The organism is Corynebacterium camporealensis, assembly GCF_000980815.1.
Classification (GTDB): Bacteria; Actinomycetota; Actinomycetes; order Mycobacteriales; family Mycobacteriaceae; genus Corynebacterium; species Corynebacterium camporealense.
In genome coordinates this window covers 2176233-2190041 of record NZ_CP011311.1, presented here as the reverse complement: position 1 = coordinate 2190041, position 13809 = coordinate 2176233, and the positions used below count along the sequence as shown (strand labels likewise).

The 13809-nt window shown below is 59.2% G+C and carries 10 protein-coding genes; 9 read left to right on the top strand and 1 reads right to left on the bottom strand.

Annotated elements, in window-relative coordinates; translation table 11 throughout:
- Window positions 1–71: 71 nt before the first annotated feature.
- Window positions 72–1118: an LLM class flavin-dependent oxidoreductase gene (locus UL81_RS10220; protein ID WP_035104328.1), complete on the bottom strand. Its 1047-nt coding sequence runs from the start codon at window positions 1116–1118 to the stop codon at window positions 72–74.
- A 295-nt stretch (window positions 1119–1413) separates the two neighbouring features.
- Here UL81_RS10220 and UL81_RS10215 point away from each other — a divergent pair, with 295 nt between their 5' ends.
- The 9 genes from UL81_RS10215 to UL81_RS10175 all read left to right on the top strand — a co-directional run bounded on the left by UL81_RS10215 (window position 1414) and on the right by UL81_RS10175 (window position 13696).
- On the top strand, window positions 1414–2790 hold the full coding sequence (locus UL81_RS10215) for a sodium/glutamate symporter (RefSeq protein ID WP_035104329.1): 1377 nt from the start codon (window positions 1414–1416) through the stop codon (window positions 2788–2790).
- A gap of 201 nt (window positions 2791–2991) precedes the next feature.
- Complete coding sequence (locus UL81_RS10210; protein WP_035104331.1) at window positions 2992–4404, top strand: sodium/glutamate symporter; 1413 nt, start codon at window positions 2992–2994, stop codon at window positions 4402–4404.
- A 33-nt stretch (window positions 4405–4437) separates the two neighbouring features.
- Window positions 4438–5823, top strand: coding sequence for a WHG domain-containing protein (locus UL81_RS10205; protein ID WP_046453558.1), 1386 nt, complete (start codon window positions 4438–4440; stop codon window positions 5821–5823).
- A gap of 173 nt (window positions 5824–5996) precedes the next feature.
- Window positions 5997–8555 carry an ATP-dependent chaperone ClpB gene (gene clpB / locus UL81_RS10200; protein WP_046453557.1) on the top strand — a complete coding sequence of 853 codons (2559 nt, stop codon included), beginning with the start codon at window positions 5997–5999 and terminating at the stop codon, window positions 8553–8555.
- A 150-nt stretch (window positions 8556–8705) separates the two neighbouring features.
- The gene (locus UL81_RS10195; protein ID WP_035104335.1) at window positions 8706–9563 is read left to right on the top strand and encodes a sulfurtransferase; all 858 of its coding nucleotides are present in this window, start codon (window positions 8706–8708) and stop codon (window positions 9561–9563) included.
- 53 nt (window positions 9564–9616) lie between these two features.
- Complete coding sequence (locus tag UL81_RS12095) at window positions 9617–11209, top strand: type III secretion system chaperone family protein (RefSeq protein WP_236684467.1); 1593 nt, start codon at window positions 9617–9619, stop codon at window positions 11207–11209.
- 47 nt (window positions 11210–11256) lie between these two features.
- The gene (pyrE, locus tag UL81_RS10185) at window positions 11257–11802 is read left to right on the top strand and encodes an orotate phosphoribosyltransferase (protein WP_035104336.1); all 546 of its coding nucleotides are present in this window, start codon (window positions 11257–11259) and stop codon (window positions 11800–11802) included.
- The gene (locus UL81_RS10180) at window positions 11803–12453 is read left to right on the top strand and encodes a TrmH family RNA methyltransferase (RefSeq protein ID WP_035104337.1); all 651 of its coding nucleotides are present in this window, start codon (window positions 11803–11805) and stop codon (window positions 12451–12453) included.
- 52 nt (window positions 12454–12505) lie between these two features.
- Window positions 12506–13696: a glycoside hydrolase family 76 protein gene (locus tag UL81_RS10175; protein WP_046453556.1), complete on the top strand. Its 1191-nt coding sequence runs from the start codon at window positions 12506–12508 to the stop codon at window positions 13694–13696.
- The last annotated feature ends 113 nt before the right edge of the window (window positions 13697–13809 follow it).

Below are 13809 nucleotides of genomic sequence, written 5' to 3'. Positions count from 1 at the left end.
TCCTCCCGCGTTGTATTGGCGCCGTTGCATTGGTGCAGCAGTATACGGGGAGGAAGAGATTTAGTTTAGATTTAGTTGCTCGTGTGGCTAGGCTGCCAGCCTAGTGCCGGGGCGACGTGGTGGGCGAAGTTCTCCAGGATTTTGACGTTGATATCCAGGCCTGCGGTGGTAGGCACGGTGAGCAGCAGGGTGTCAGCGGCCATGACGGCGGGGTCGGCTTGTAGTTGCTCGATGAGTTGGTCTGGCTCGGCGGCGTAAGTGCGGCCGAAGGTCGACGCGCCGACTTCGGGTAGGGAGCCGACCTGGTCGCGGCTGCCAGCTTGGCGGCCGAAGTGGCGTTGGTCATCGGCATCAACGATGGGGAAGATAGAACGAGAGACTGAGACTCGTGGGGTCCACTCGTGGCCGGCTTCCTGCCAGGCGGTGCGGTAGCGATCGATTTGTTCGGCTTGGACCTCGCCCAGGGTCTGCTGGGAGGTCTCCGAGACCAGAGTGGAGGACATGAGGTTGAGTCCATCGCGAGCGGTTTGTTCAGCGGAGCTAAAGGTTCCCGAGCCGTAGAAGATCTTCTTGCGCAGACCTGGGTTCTGCGGGAAGACCGGCAGTGGGGAGCCAGGTTGGAACATGGTGGGGTACTGGCGTTCCAGCGGTGCGGCGGTGGTGACACCGTAGCCATCGATAGCTTCTAAGAAGCGCTCTAGGTTCTTACGTGCCAGGTCAGCGCCGTTGTCGGCGTCGGCGTGGTAGCCGAAGGCTTCCCATCCGCGGTCGGCGACTTCCGGGGCACCGCGGGACAGGCCGAGGGCGACGCGGCCGCCGGCGACATCGTACAGCGATGCTGCTTCCTCAGCCAGGTAGAGGGGATTTTCGTAGCGCATGTCGATGACACCCGTGCCGACTTCTAGGTATTTGGTGCTACCCGCAATCGCACCCAGCAGCGGCATTGGGGCAGAGGCCTGTGGCACGAAGTGGTGGATGCGGAAAGAAGCGTTGTTGACGCCTAAGTCATCGGCAGCCTGTGCCAAATCCAAGTGGATGCGCGCCATGTCTGCGCTGCTGGGGCCCTGGCGACCACCGGCGGCGTAGTGACCAAAGCTTAAAAAACCGAATGCCTTCATAGGAATGTTGTCCTTTAGATGTATAGGGAAGAGCGGCAGCCGTACTGCCTATTTTGTTGACACAGCAACAAAACTCAGTGAAGTATTCCGGGTGCGCCGGGTGTGGGTGGGTTAAGTGCAAATGGTGTGACATTACCCCTGTTCAATAAGGAAAATTTAGCGGCGAAAGTGGTCTGGGGGTAGAGTACTTTCGGCTATGTCGCGAATCACGGCACACCAGGTACTGTGTCTCGTGGCCACATTGCCCCGAAACATGGGGCTTGATGCAACGTGAAAAGTAAAGAAAGGTGAACCCATGGAGGAGTTTTCCGCATATACCCTCATGCTGGATGTGGGTTGGATTTCGCTGCTGATGGTGATCGGCAACGTATTGCGCCACCGCGTGAAGTTCTTGTTCCAGGACCTGCTGCTGCCGGCTCCGATTACGGCGGGCCTGCTGGGTCTGCTGCTGGGCCCACACGTGCTGGGCTGGATTAACTTCTCTGAGAACCTCGGCGATTACACCACGCTGCTCATTGCAGTCGTCTTCGCCTCGATGGCGTACTCCATGGAGGTCGGCGGCACCGTCGGTAAGGGTGCCCGCAACATGTGGGGCTACTCCACGATGATGTTCACCGCGCAGTGGGGTCTGTTCATCCTGCTGGGCATCTTCCTGTTTGCACCGCTTTTCGATACCCCGAACTGGTTCGGCATGATGCTGCCGGTTGGCTTTACCGGTGGCTTCGGTACCGCTGCTGCTGTTGGTGGCGCGCTGGAAGGCGTGGGTGCTGACGCTGCATCCTCGCTGGGCTTTACTTCTGCCACCATCGGTACCCTGGCCGCTATTATCGGCGGCGTTGTTGCTGGTAACTGGGGCATTCGTCGCGGCAAGGTCTCCTATGTTCCAAAGGAACTGCCGGAAGAGATCCGCCGCGGTTACATCTCTAACCTGGATGAGCGCCCGTCCTTGGGCCGTGCGACCACCAACCCTTCCTCCATTGAGCCACTCGCACTGCACCTGGGCTTTATTGTCCTGACCGTGATGACCGCCTACGGCATCAACGAAGGCATTGCTTCTATCTGGGAGAACGTCTCCATCCCGCTGTTCGCAACCTCCATGATGGTTGGCCTGCTCTTCCGCGCCATCATGAACGCCCTGGGCGCGAAGGATTACCTGGATAAGGACTCGATTTCCTCAATCTCTGGTGCCTCCACCGACTACCTCATCGCCTTTGGTGTGGCCTCCATCGTTCCGGCCGCCATTGCATCCTACTGGCAGGCACTGCTGCTGCTCTTCGTTCTGGGTATCCTCTTTTGTACCCTCTTCCTGCTGTGGTTCCCGGCTGAGTTCTTCGGCGAACGCTGGATCGAGCGCGGCATCTTCGGCTGGGGCTGGGCTACCGCAACCGTGGCAACCGGTATCGCCATCCTGAAGATCGTCGACCCGAAGCTGAAGTCCGGCACCCTGTCGGAGTACGGCATGGCCTACATCGGCTTCGGTCCGTTTGAGATCTCCTGGACGATCCTCGCTCCGCTGGCTGTCATGTACGGCTTCACCGCCGGCTTCGGCTGGATCTCCTTCCTCATCGCCGTCGGTATTTACCTCACCTTCCGTTTCGCCGGATTCATGCCACCACGCGGCACCATCTTCAAAGAAGGCATCGGCCACGTCGGCGAAAAAGCCGAGAAATAACGCGACACCTTAAACCCCCAAAAGGCAGCACTTCGGTGCTGTCTTTCGCGTTTTAAGGTTTTAACCTCACTAATTTCGGGGCGAAAGGAATGCTCGCGGGTGAGATATGCCTTTCAGTACTTTCATCTCTATCGCGCTACTGGCATGTGAGGTGCTGGTGGTTGCGACGCTATGGATAACAAGTAACGAAAGGTAAAACCCATGGAGGAGTTTTCCGTCAATGCCCTGATGTTGGATGTGGGTTGGATTTCGTTGCTGATGATTATTGGCAATGTGCTGCGCCACCGCGTGAAGTTTCTCTTTCAGGATCTCCTGCTTCCCGCGCCCATAACGGCAGGCTTGTTTGGTTTGCTGCTGGGCCCGCATGTGTTGGGTGTGATTAATTTTTCTGACTACCTCGGTGATTACACCACGGTGTTGATTGCTGTGGTCTTTGCATCAATGGCCTTTTCGATGGATATCGGAGGCAAGGTCAACAAGGGTGCGCGCAACATGTGGGGCTACTCCGCGATGATGCACACCGGCCAGTGGGGCTTGTTCATCCTGTTGGGAATCTTTGTCTTCGCTCCACTTTTTAATACCCCAAGCTGGTTCGGCATGATGCTGCCCGTCGGCTTTACCGGTGGTTTCGGAACCGCAGCGGCCATTGGTGGTGCGCTGGAAGGCGTCGGTGCGGATGCAGCGCTGTCCCTGGGCTTTGCCTCAGCCACCGTGGGCACCGTAGTTGCCATTGTTGGCGGTGTCATCGCGGCTAACTGGGGCATTCGCCGCGGCAAGGTGTCTTATGTGCCCAAAGAGCTTCCCGATGAAATCCGCTCCGGTTACATCACCAACGTGGACCAGCGGCCATCGTTAGGCCGTGCCACGACCAACCCGTCCTCGATTGAACCGCTGGCCCTGCACTTAGGGTTCGTGGTGCTCACCGTCATGGCTGCCTACGGGCTCAATCAAGGCATTGCATCGGTGTGGGAGAACGTCTCGATTCCGCTCTATGCCAGCTCCATGGTGCTGGGCCTTATCTTCCGCGCGCTGATGAATGCAATGGGTGCACAGGATTATCTGGACAAAGAAGCCATTGGCTCGATTAATGGTGCTGCTAGTGACTATCTGGTTGCATTCGGCGTGGCTTCGATTGTTCCTGCTGCTATTGCCTCCTACTGGCAAGCACTCGTGCTGCTGTTCGTCCTGGGCACGGCTTTCTGCGTGGCCTTCCTGCTGTGGTTCCCAGCTGAGTTCTTCGGCGAACGCTGGATTGAGCGCGGTATCTTCGGCTGGGGTTGGGCGACTGCCAGCGTGGCTACCGGCATCGCGTTGCTCAAGATTGTTGACCCGAAGCTAAAATCCGGCACCTTATCCGAATACGGCATGGCCTACATCGGCCAGGGCCCGATTGAAATCTCCTGGGCGGTCATCGCGCCCATGGCGGTGATGCACGGATTTACCGCCGGATTCGGGTGGGCATCGCTTCTTATCGCAGTTTCTATATATTTTACGTTCAAACTCGCGGGATTTATGCCTCCGCGCGGTACAGTGTTCACGGAAGGAATCGGCCACGTCGGCGACTCGTCGACGCCTGCGCCGGTGGTGAAGTCAAAGGCGGCTTCCCACACCTAAACGTAGACAGCAGTACCCGGAGGTGCCGATAGCGTGGAAGACGAAGACTATCGAATTGCCATCCTCGAGGCAGGACTCCGCATTGGCGGTACCCAAGGAGATGAGGCCATCACCATCCCGGCGGTGGCCTCAGCCTCTACAGCACCCGAAGAAGCAATTCGGAATCTCTACTACAACGACGAGATTCTGCAGCAGTCGGTGATTCACTACATCGAAGAGCGCCCGGTAGGATATATCCAGGAAGCCTTCGCCGCCACTCCGCCTGTGGGTGAGGTCATCGACCGCTTCCTTAATTTTGTCGAAGGTTACTTCGCCTACTACTTCGAAAACCCAGAGCTATTTAACTACCTCTTTGAAAAGCACACCTTTCTATCCCAGGCCAGCCTCATTGCCGCGCGTGAGAATAAGGAAGAAACCGGTGACGCGGAAATTGATGTGCTCATGCACGTTGCTCGCCAGTTCGTAGCCTTGGAAGGCTTTGAGGTGGGCAAGGATATTTCCTCAGCTGACCTGGCCCATCAGGCCATCGCAGTGTGGGGCACCATCCACGGCATGGGCTTCTTGAGTACCTGGGGCGTGCTCCGCCACCAACACCGCGTGGCCCGGCATTACAACTTCCGCGAAGTAATCCGCACGATGTTCATCTCCATGCGCCATCAGATGGAAGTCGGTGCGCCGAGCATGCCGGACCCGTGTTTTGAGACGCTGCGCAAAAAGGTCCAGGACATCCATGCCGCCGAGGTTCCCGAGGTAACGGGTGAGAAGCTGCAAGCATTACCTGACGATGTCGCCCGCAATACCCTGCGGCTGAAAGCCGTCACCTTGGCAAGCCAGGAAGGCCCTGAGGTCATCACTATCCCGCGCATCGCCAAAGAGCTCGATGTCCCGGAAGGCTACGTCCGCTCTCTCGCAGGCAACGACTATCTGCTGCGCGAATCTGCCGAAGTCCAATCCGATCTGGATCTACAAAATGTCCTGCGCAGCATCAGCGCCACCCTGCCCGACGATGCGTCCTGCGAAGACCGCCTGCGCGCACTTGGCGTGGGCTACTTCTACTACGCCGTAAATTACCCGGAACGCTTCAAAGGCGTGATGGCCTTGGCGAATCGCTCTGTCATGCCCACCGGCGGCGGCACCGTGCATCAAGGCATTGCGCCTTCCTTGGCGGACCTCATGCAAACGACCCGCGAGTGCATCGAAGAACGTGGCATCGAACCCGATGACCAGATGGTCTACGTCAAGACCCTAGGCCTGTGGGCCGGTGCGACCGGATTGGGGCATTTGTGTGGTGCCGGTACTTTCCGTTATCTGGATGACAGTGCTAAGTGGACCCTATTCGCCGAGGTGGTGGAGAAGTTCCTCGACAGCTTCAACTATGCGCTGACCTACGAGCAGAAGGACGAGTCGCGCCGCGGCTAACAGGGTTGAGTCACCCCCGATCAAGAATTTTTTAAAATTTTTAACTTGAGTGGGAATGACTCAAGTTTGTGTGCGTTGTGTCTAGTAAGCCCCCTAAGGTGGATGGAGGAATTCACCGGGCCGCCGGTTCGCGAGAAGCGGATTGGCTCGCTTAGTAGAGGAGTATTAGACAAATGAACGCTTTTAACCCAACGACAAAAACACAAGAAGCACTGCAGCAGGCTCTGCAGTCCGCATCCAGTAACGGCAACCCGGATATTCGCCCAGCCCACCTGCTGGTTGCCATTTTGGAACAGCAGGACGGCATTGCCGCACCGGTGCTCAAGGCCACCGGTGTGGACCCCAACACGGTGCTCAAGGATGCCCGTGAGCTGGTCGATTCTTACCCGAAGGCCGAGGGTGCCAACATGGCGAACCCGAACTTTAACCGCGATGGCCTGAACGTACTCACCCGCGCCCAGGAGCTGGCAGGCGAGCTTGGCGACGAATACGTCTCCACCGAAGTCCTGCTCGCCTCGATTGCTGCATCGAAGACGGATGCCGCCGAGCTGCTTACCGGCCGCGGCGCTACGTATGACGCCATCAAAGGCGCCTTCCCGTCTGTGCGCGGTGCCGCCAAGGTCACCAGCGAGAATCCGGAAGAGCAGTTCCAGGCCCTGGAGAAGTACTCCACTGACCTGACCGCCCGTGCACGCGAGGGCAAGATTGACCCGGTGATTGGCCGTGACCAGGAAATCCGCCGCGTAGTCCAGGTGCTGTCGCGTCGTACCAAGAACAACCCGGTGCTCATCGGTGAACCAGGCGTTGGTAAAACCGCCATCGTCGAGGGCTTAGCTCGTCGTATCGTCGCGGGCGATGTCCCGGAGTCCCTGAAGGGCAAGACCCTGATTAGCCTGGACATGGGTTCCATGGTCGCCGGTGCAAAGTACCGCGGTGAATTCGAGGAACGCCTCAAGGCAGTCCTCGATGAGATTAAGGCCTCTGATGGCCAGATCATTACCTTCATTGATGAGCTGCACACCATCGTTGGTGCTGGTGCCACCGGTGACGGCTCGATGGATGCCGGCAACATGATTAAGCCGATGCTGGCTCGTGGTGAGCTCCGCCTGGTCGGTGCGACCACCTTGGATGAGTACCGCAAGTACATCGAAAAGGATGCTGCCCTGGAGCGTCGTTTCCAGCAGGTCTACGCCGCTGAGCCTTCCGTGGAAGACACCATCGGTATTCTGCGTGGCCTAAAGGAACGCTACGAGGTCCACCACGGTGTGCGCATCCAGGACTCGGCCCTGGTGCAGGCTGCGGAGCTGTCGAATCGCTACATCACCAACCGTTTCCTGCCGGATAAGGCCATTGACCTGGTCGATGAGGCTGGTTCTCGCCTGCGCATGGAAATCGACTCCTCCCCACAGGAGATCGATGAACTCGAGCGCATCGTCCGCCGTATGGAAATCGAAGAGCTGGCGCTGAAGAAGGAATCCGACGCTGCTTCCCAGGAGCGTTTGGAAAAGCTGCAGCAAGAGCTTGCCGATGAGCGCGAAAAGCTCGGCGAACTCAAGGCCCGCTGGGCCAATGAGAAGAAGGCCATCGACGATGTCCAGCACACCAAGGAAGAGCTGGAAGACTTGCGTCGTCAGGCAGAAATCGCTGAACGCGACGGCGACTACGAGCGCGTGTCTGAGCTGCGCTACGGCCGGATTCCGGAGCTGGAAAAGACCCTGGCCGATGCCGAAGAGACCGCCAATACTCAGCGCAACACCATGCTGACTGAGGAAGTTAGCCCGGACACGATCGCTGAGGTTGTCTCCGCCTGGACTGGCATTCCTGCCGGCAAGATGCTGCAGGGTGAAACCGAAAAGCTGCTGGATATGGAAGCCGTCCTGGGCAAGCGCGTCGTTGGTCAGAAGGAAGCTGTCACCGCAGTCTCCGATGCCGTCCGCCGCGCCCGTGCCGGTGTTGCTGACCCGAATCGCCCAACCGGTTCCTTCCTCTTCCTCGGCCCGACCGGTGTCGGTAAGACGGAGCTGGCCAAGGCCCTTGCGGACTTCCTCTTCGACGATGAATCCGCCATGGTGCGCATCGATATGTCCGAGTATGGCGAGAAGCACTCTGTTGCTCGTCTCGTCGGTGCCCCTCCGGGCTACGTCGGCCACGATGCCGGTGGTCAGCTGACCGAAGCCGTGCGCCGTCGCCCCTACACGCTGGTGCTTTTCGATGAGGTTGAAAAGGCCCACCCAGATGTCTTCGACGTGCTGCTGCAGGTACTGGACGAAGGTCGCCTGACCGATGGCCAGGGCCGCACGGTGGACTTCCGCAACACCGTCATCATCTTGACCTCCAACCTGGGTGCCGGCGGCACCCGCGAGGAGACCATGGATGCGGTGAAGAAGGCCTTCAAGCCGGAGTTCATCAACCGTCTCGACGATGTGGTCATGTTCGAGCCGCTGTCGGAGGAACTGCTGCGTGGCATCGTGGACATCCAGCTTGGCACCCTGTCCGAGCGTCTGGCTGCCCGCCGCCTCACGCTGCAGGTATCCGATGCCGCCAAGCTCTGGCTGGCCGAGCGCGGCTACGACCCGGCCTACGGTGCTCGTCCGCTGCGTCGCCTCATCCAGCAGGCCATTGGCGACAAACTCGCCCGCCAGCTGCTCTCCGGTGACATTACCGACGGTGACACCGTGCATGTCGATGTCGCCGACGGCGGCGAGGAGCTCTACCTCGAACCGGTTAGGTAAAACACAAGCTCAAGGCTCACGCTGGGAGTTGACATCGTGAGCCACCTGAGTCACTGATTGGATGTGCCCGCTAGTGCCCGACAAGGGCGTTAGCGGGCACATCTGTCTTCAAATAGAGGAAACGAGAATGCTTCTTTAGAATTGGTCACCATGAGCATTCTCGTCTCTCCGGAGCAGCTAAACGACAACATTCACCATGGCAAGCGCATGACCCTGCTGGCCTCCCTGTGGGCCCCGGGGGAGGGCGAGAGCTACAACCAGTTCACCTCTTTGCACATCCCGACCGCGCAGTACGCCGACGCTGGCGCCGCATTTGTCGGTCTGCCGGGATCGCGCGTGGGTCGTAACCCACTCCCGGATCCGGAAAAACTGCAGTCCTGGTTCGAAACCTGGGGCATTAGCGAAAACCGTCCCGTCATTGTCTACGACGAAGGCCGTGGCCTCTTTGCCGGCCGTGCATGGTGGACCCTGCGCTGGGCAGGTGTGAAGAACGTCCATATTCTCGACGGTGGTCTGGCCAATTGGCGCGCTAAGAAGCTGCGCACCCTGACTGGTCCGGGTGCCATTGCCATGAGCAACGACATTGACGTCAATCCTGGTCAGATGGAAGTCGCCACCATCGACGATGTGCGTTCCCACGATGGCCTGCTTATCGATACCCGTACCGCCAGCCGCTTTGCCGGTCGCCGTGAGCACCTCGACTTGAAGGCCGGTCACATTCCAGGCGCTATCAACCTTCCAGAGCGCCTCTTCCACGACGATAACGACCGCACCTGGAAGTCCCCGGAGGAAATCCGCAAGGTGCTCGACAATGCTGGCCTCAACGAGGACAACCTCAAAGACGCCATCATCTACTCCGGCTCCGGTAACCACTCCGCTCTGACGCTCGCAGTCCTGGAGTACATCGGCATTACCGGCCTGCGCCACTACGTCGGTGGTTGGTCCCAGTGGTCCGCCGACCCGTTCAACCCAGTTGAGCGCGGCGATCGCCTGCACGTCAACGACTAAAATCCCGCGCGCCAGGAAAATCACGGCTGCACTAGAGACTAAGGTTGTCGGAGATGGTGTATGTGATCCTATTCCTGGCAGCCGCGGTAGTCGCCGCCGGCATCATTTTGCTGATCGTTGACGACAAGCGCACACAGGACAAACTCAACGCATCCGAGTCCGCTGACGAGCAGCGCGCCATAGAATCTGAGCAGGCCGAAGCAGCAGCTGCCGACGAGCAGCAGGACGCTGCGCAGCAGCGTCCCGACGAAGCTGAACTTGCAGACGTGCAGGAAGAACCACAGCCGGAAGACGAACCGGACACTACGACTGAGCGTCGCTACACTGACCTGACCAGCGAACCGGATTTCCCACTGGCGACTGCGCCGGGAGTCTCGCGTGCCGTGAGCGCGCAGAACAACGACGCGCCGGAAGAGGAAGAAACTCCGGCTGCACCTGAGCAGCCAGTCGAAGAAGCTCAGGAAGAAGTAACCCCTGAGGTCGTTGACGCGGAGGAACCGATTGAACCAGTCGAGCCGGTGGAACCTGTCGAGCCTTCCGAGTCGGTACAACCCGTTGCTGAAGAAGACTCGGAGCTTCCGCAGGAGGTTGCGGAAGAGATCGGCGAGAGTGACATCGATAAGCAGGATGCTGACGATGTTGACCCGGGAAAGCCTGCAGAAGCAGGCTCCCCCGAAGTAGAGGAAGAGGAACCTGCGCCGGCGCCGGAGCCGTTGAAGGACAGGGCGAAGCGCGCATTGCACAAGCCGGTTTTGCCGGGTGCGTTGCGACGTGAGCGTAAGGCCTGGGCGGAGTCGAAGGGCTTTGAGTTCTTCAAGCATGACTCCTACTTGGCTGAGGAATGGGTCCGTGGTGCGGCGGCATCTGGTGCGGCACCGCGCGACATTGTGGCTGGTACGGCTTATGGGCACGAGATGCTGTTGATGGATATCGGTGGTGTGAATGTCATGGCGGTGCGCACAGGCATGGCCTCCGATGTGGTTATTGATTTCCGCCGCGATGACTTGGCGGATGAGTCGGGATCTGAGGACCTGATTTTCTGCTATGAGCTGGAGGATTTCTCCGTGTACTCCACTGAGGTGGGCGTGGCAGAGCGCATGGTCGATGAGCGCGTGCAGGTTGGTCTGGAACAGCTTCCCGATGCCGTGACGGCGGTGTGGATGGAATCCGAATGGGTGCTGGCGCAGACGACGAAGCAGTCGCGTATTCCGGATTGGGAAGAGATGTTGGCGCCTTTGGCATTGCTTGCCGATGCCGCCCGCGTCCTGCCGCCGCGTTCCCAAGCCAACCAGCCCTTCCGCGTTGAGGATTTGGATCCGTCGCGAGAGATTCCGCCGGCCCCGCAGCCAGAACTGACTGGTCCGAAGCTGGTGGTTCCTCCGCGTGAGGAAGTAGAGCGTCCAGATATTCAGCGTCCCGAGGAACCGCTGGTGATGCCGAGCCGTACTCGTGCGGAGAATCTGGGCACGGTAAGCCATTCGGCATTGGGCGCGGATGAAGTCGATGCGATTGCCGATGGCAACGAACGCCCCGAGCAGGATCACACCCGGGCACGCGTGCCGCGCAGGCTGCGCAAGCCCGCCTCGATTTTTAAAGATTCGCCAGCGGAACCGGAAACCGATAAGGACGATCCGGAGAAAAGCTAGGCGAGTAACCTAGATCTGGCATAAAACACCCAAGCTAAGGAGCGCACATGAGCTTGAATGCGGAGAAGAAAGCCCGTCTGGCAGAACTGGTCAAGGAACTAGCCGTTGTACACGGCAAGGTCACGCTGTCGTCCGGTAAGGAAGCCGACTACTACGTGGACCTGCGTCGTGCCACCTTGCAGCACGAGGCATCCCGCCTGATTGGTGCGCTGCTGCGCGAGCTGACCGAGGACTGGGATTACGTTGCCGTGGGTGGTCTGACCTTGGGTGCAGACCCAGTGGCAACCTCAGTCATGCATGCCGATGGCCGCGACATCGACGCATTCGTCGTGCGCAAGGAAGCCAAGAAGCACGGTATGCAGCGCCGTATTGAAGGTACCAACATCGAAGGACAGAAGGTCCTGGTTGTCGAGGATACGACCACTACTGGTAACTCCCCGCTGACTGCAGTGAAGGCACTGCGCGAAGCAGGAGCCGAAGTCGTCGGTGTCGCCACCGTCGTTGACCGTGCCACCGGTGCGGACAAGGTCATTGCGGAAGAAGGCCTGGAGTACCGTTATCTGCTGGGTCTTGATGACCTGGGACTTGCCTAAATGACTGAAGAAGCCAAAGGCCCGACCGAATGGAATGAGGGCCGCCATGGCGTGGGGCCCTGGGAAGGGCCCTGGCCAGAAGGCGAGCACTACGATCCGGAGCTGTTAGAAAACGGCGACCGACGCAATGTCGTGGATGCCTACCGTTATTGGACGCGGGAGGCGATCCGAGAGGACATCGATAAGCGTCGGCACAGCCTGCACATCGCGATTGAGAACTTCGAAAACGATGCCAACATCGGCACCGTGGTGCGCACGGCGAATGCGTTTGCAGTCGATACGGTGCACATCGTTGGCAGGCGCCGCTGGAATCGCCGCGGGGCGATGGTCACTGACCGCTATCAGCATCTGCGCCACCACGCCACGGTGGCAGAACTTATCGAGTGGGCTAAAGACGAAGGTCTGACTGTCGTCGCGATTGATAACACTCCTGGGTGCGTGCCGCTGGAAACTGCCGAGCTTCCCGAGCGTTGCTTGTTGCTCTTTGGTCAAGAAGGCCCCGGTGTTACCCAGGAAGCCCAAGATGCTGCCCGGATGACCTGTTCTATTGCCCAGTTTGGCTCTACGCGCTCAATTAATGCGGGGGTGGCTGCGGGTATCGCCATGCATGCTTGGATTCGTCAACACGCGGATCTCACGGCGGCATGGTGAAAAGGTATATAGGATGAAATAGCACAGTAACCAAGGAAGTAGTGGGTTAGCCGTGAAAGAAAAATGGGCGCATCGCGCGGACTTAGCTGAGACCGCGATCAACGAGCGTCACGCGCAGCGCGTCTGGGGATTCCCCCGGACGAATGTGGCAGTGGTCAGCTGGCCACCGACCAACAAAGAAAGGCTGCTCGTTCACTGGCACTACTGGTGGCAGGCCCACTACCTGGATTGCCAGGTCGATGCCGCGCTGCGCAATAACACCAAGACCCGCCGTGCACGCATCAACGACACCATCCGCGGCATTCAACTGCGCAACCTAAGCAAGCTGACGAAGAACCGCTACTTCGACGACAAAGCCTGGCTGGCACTGGCCTTCGGGCGCGCCGGGAACCTGTCGAAGGTGAAGACTCCCTCGCAGCTGGCAGCCTTGCAGCGCAACATCAACGAAGGCCGCGATGAGCAAATGGGCGTGCTTCCCTGGCGCGAAGGCGAGCACTTCTTCAACGTGCCTTCCAACGGCCCGGGTGCCATCATGCTGGCGCGCATGGGCAAAATCGATGAGGCGCGTTTCATCGTCGACTGGATTTACGATCACCTCGTCGACGACGACGGACTCATCATGGATGGCGTGCGCATGCGCATGGACGGACCCGAACTGGTCCGTAATATTCACCCTTACTGCCAGGGCGTTGTCTTAGGCGCCTGCCTGGAAATCGCGCTCGCGCTGCGCAAGAAGGCCAACATCGGCGCACTCGAAAATATCGAGTCGGTTATTGAGGCAGAACTTGCCGAAGACACTATGGCCTACATTTCGCACATCCGCGGTTTGGTCCAGGCTGTCGCCACGCACTTGGCGACGCCTTCCGGCATCATCAACTGGGAGACCGGCGACGGCGACGGCGGGCTGTTCAAAGGCATTCTGGTGCGCTATCTCGCTGACGTGGCAGTGCGTCTGCCTGGCGATTCCCCAGCGAACCGCGCCACCAAGAAGCTGGCTGCCCGCCTGGTGCACGCCTCTGCCGAATCGGTGTGGGAACACCGCCTGGAAGTCGACGGCCTGCCCATCTTTGGTTCAGACTGGACTGCCGATGCCCGCTTGCCGCACAACTACGGCTTTGGCTCCACCACGCTAGGGGAGAAAGTCGGCATCATCCGCGTGGCCGAACGCGACTTATCAGTACAGCTTTCGGGTTGGATGCTGGTTGAAGCCTGCGCACGCGTCACTGCAGATCTCGAGGGCTAACGTTTCTCTTAGTAGCTCCGCTTAGTACCGCGAGCGTTAGCGAGCGCGCCGTTGCGGGATAGTTCACAGCCGAAGCTACGGCACGAATTGGTTTCTACGTGCATACTAGGGTG

Coding starts and splice junctions, on each gene's coding strand:
- UL81_RS10220 (WP_035104328.1), bottom strand. CDS start 1,118: ATGAAGGCATTCGGTTTTTTAAGCTTTGGTCACTACGCCGCCGGTGGT.
- pyrE (WP_035104336.1), top strand. CDS start 11,257: ATGAGCTTGAATGCGGAGAAGAAAGCCCGTCTGGCAGAACTGGTCAAG.
- UL81_RS10210 (WP_035104331.1), top strand. CDS start 2,992: ATGGAGGAGTTTTCCGTCAATGCCCTGATGTTGGATGTGGGTTGGATT.
- UL81_RS12095 (WP_236684467.1), top strand. CDS start 9,617: ATGGTGTATGTGATCCTATTCCTGGCAGCCGCGGTAGTCGCCGCCGGC.
- UL81_RS10215 (WP_035104329.1), top strand. CDS start 1,414: ATGGAGGAGTTTTCCGCATATACCCTCATGCTGGATGTGGGTTGGATT.
- clpB (WP_046453557.1), top strand. CDS start 5,997: ATGAACGCTTTTAACCCAACGACAAAAACACAAGAAGCACTGCAGCAG.
- UL81_RS10195 (WP_035104335.1), top strand. CDS start 8,706: ATGAGCATTCTCGTCTCTCCGGAGCAGCTAAACGACAACATTCACCAT.
- UL81_RS10180 (WP_035104337.1), top strand. CDS start 11,803: ATGACTGAAGAAGCCAAAGGCCCGACCGAATGGAATGAGGGCCGCCAT.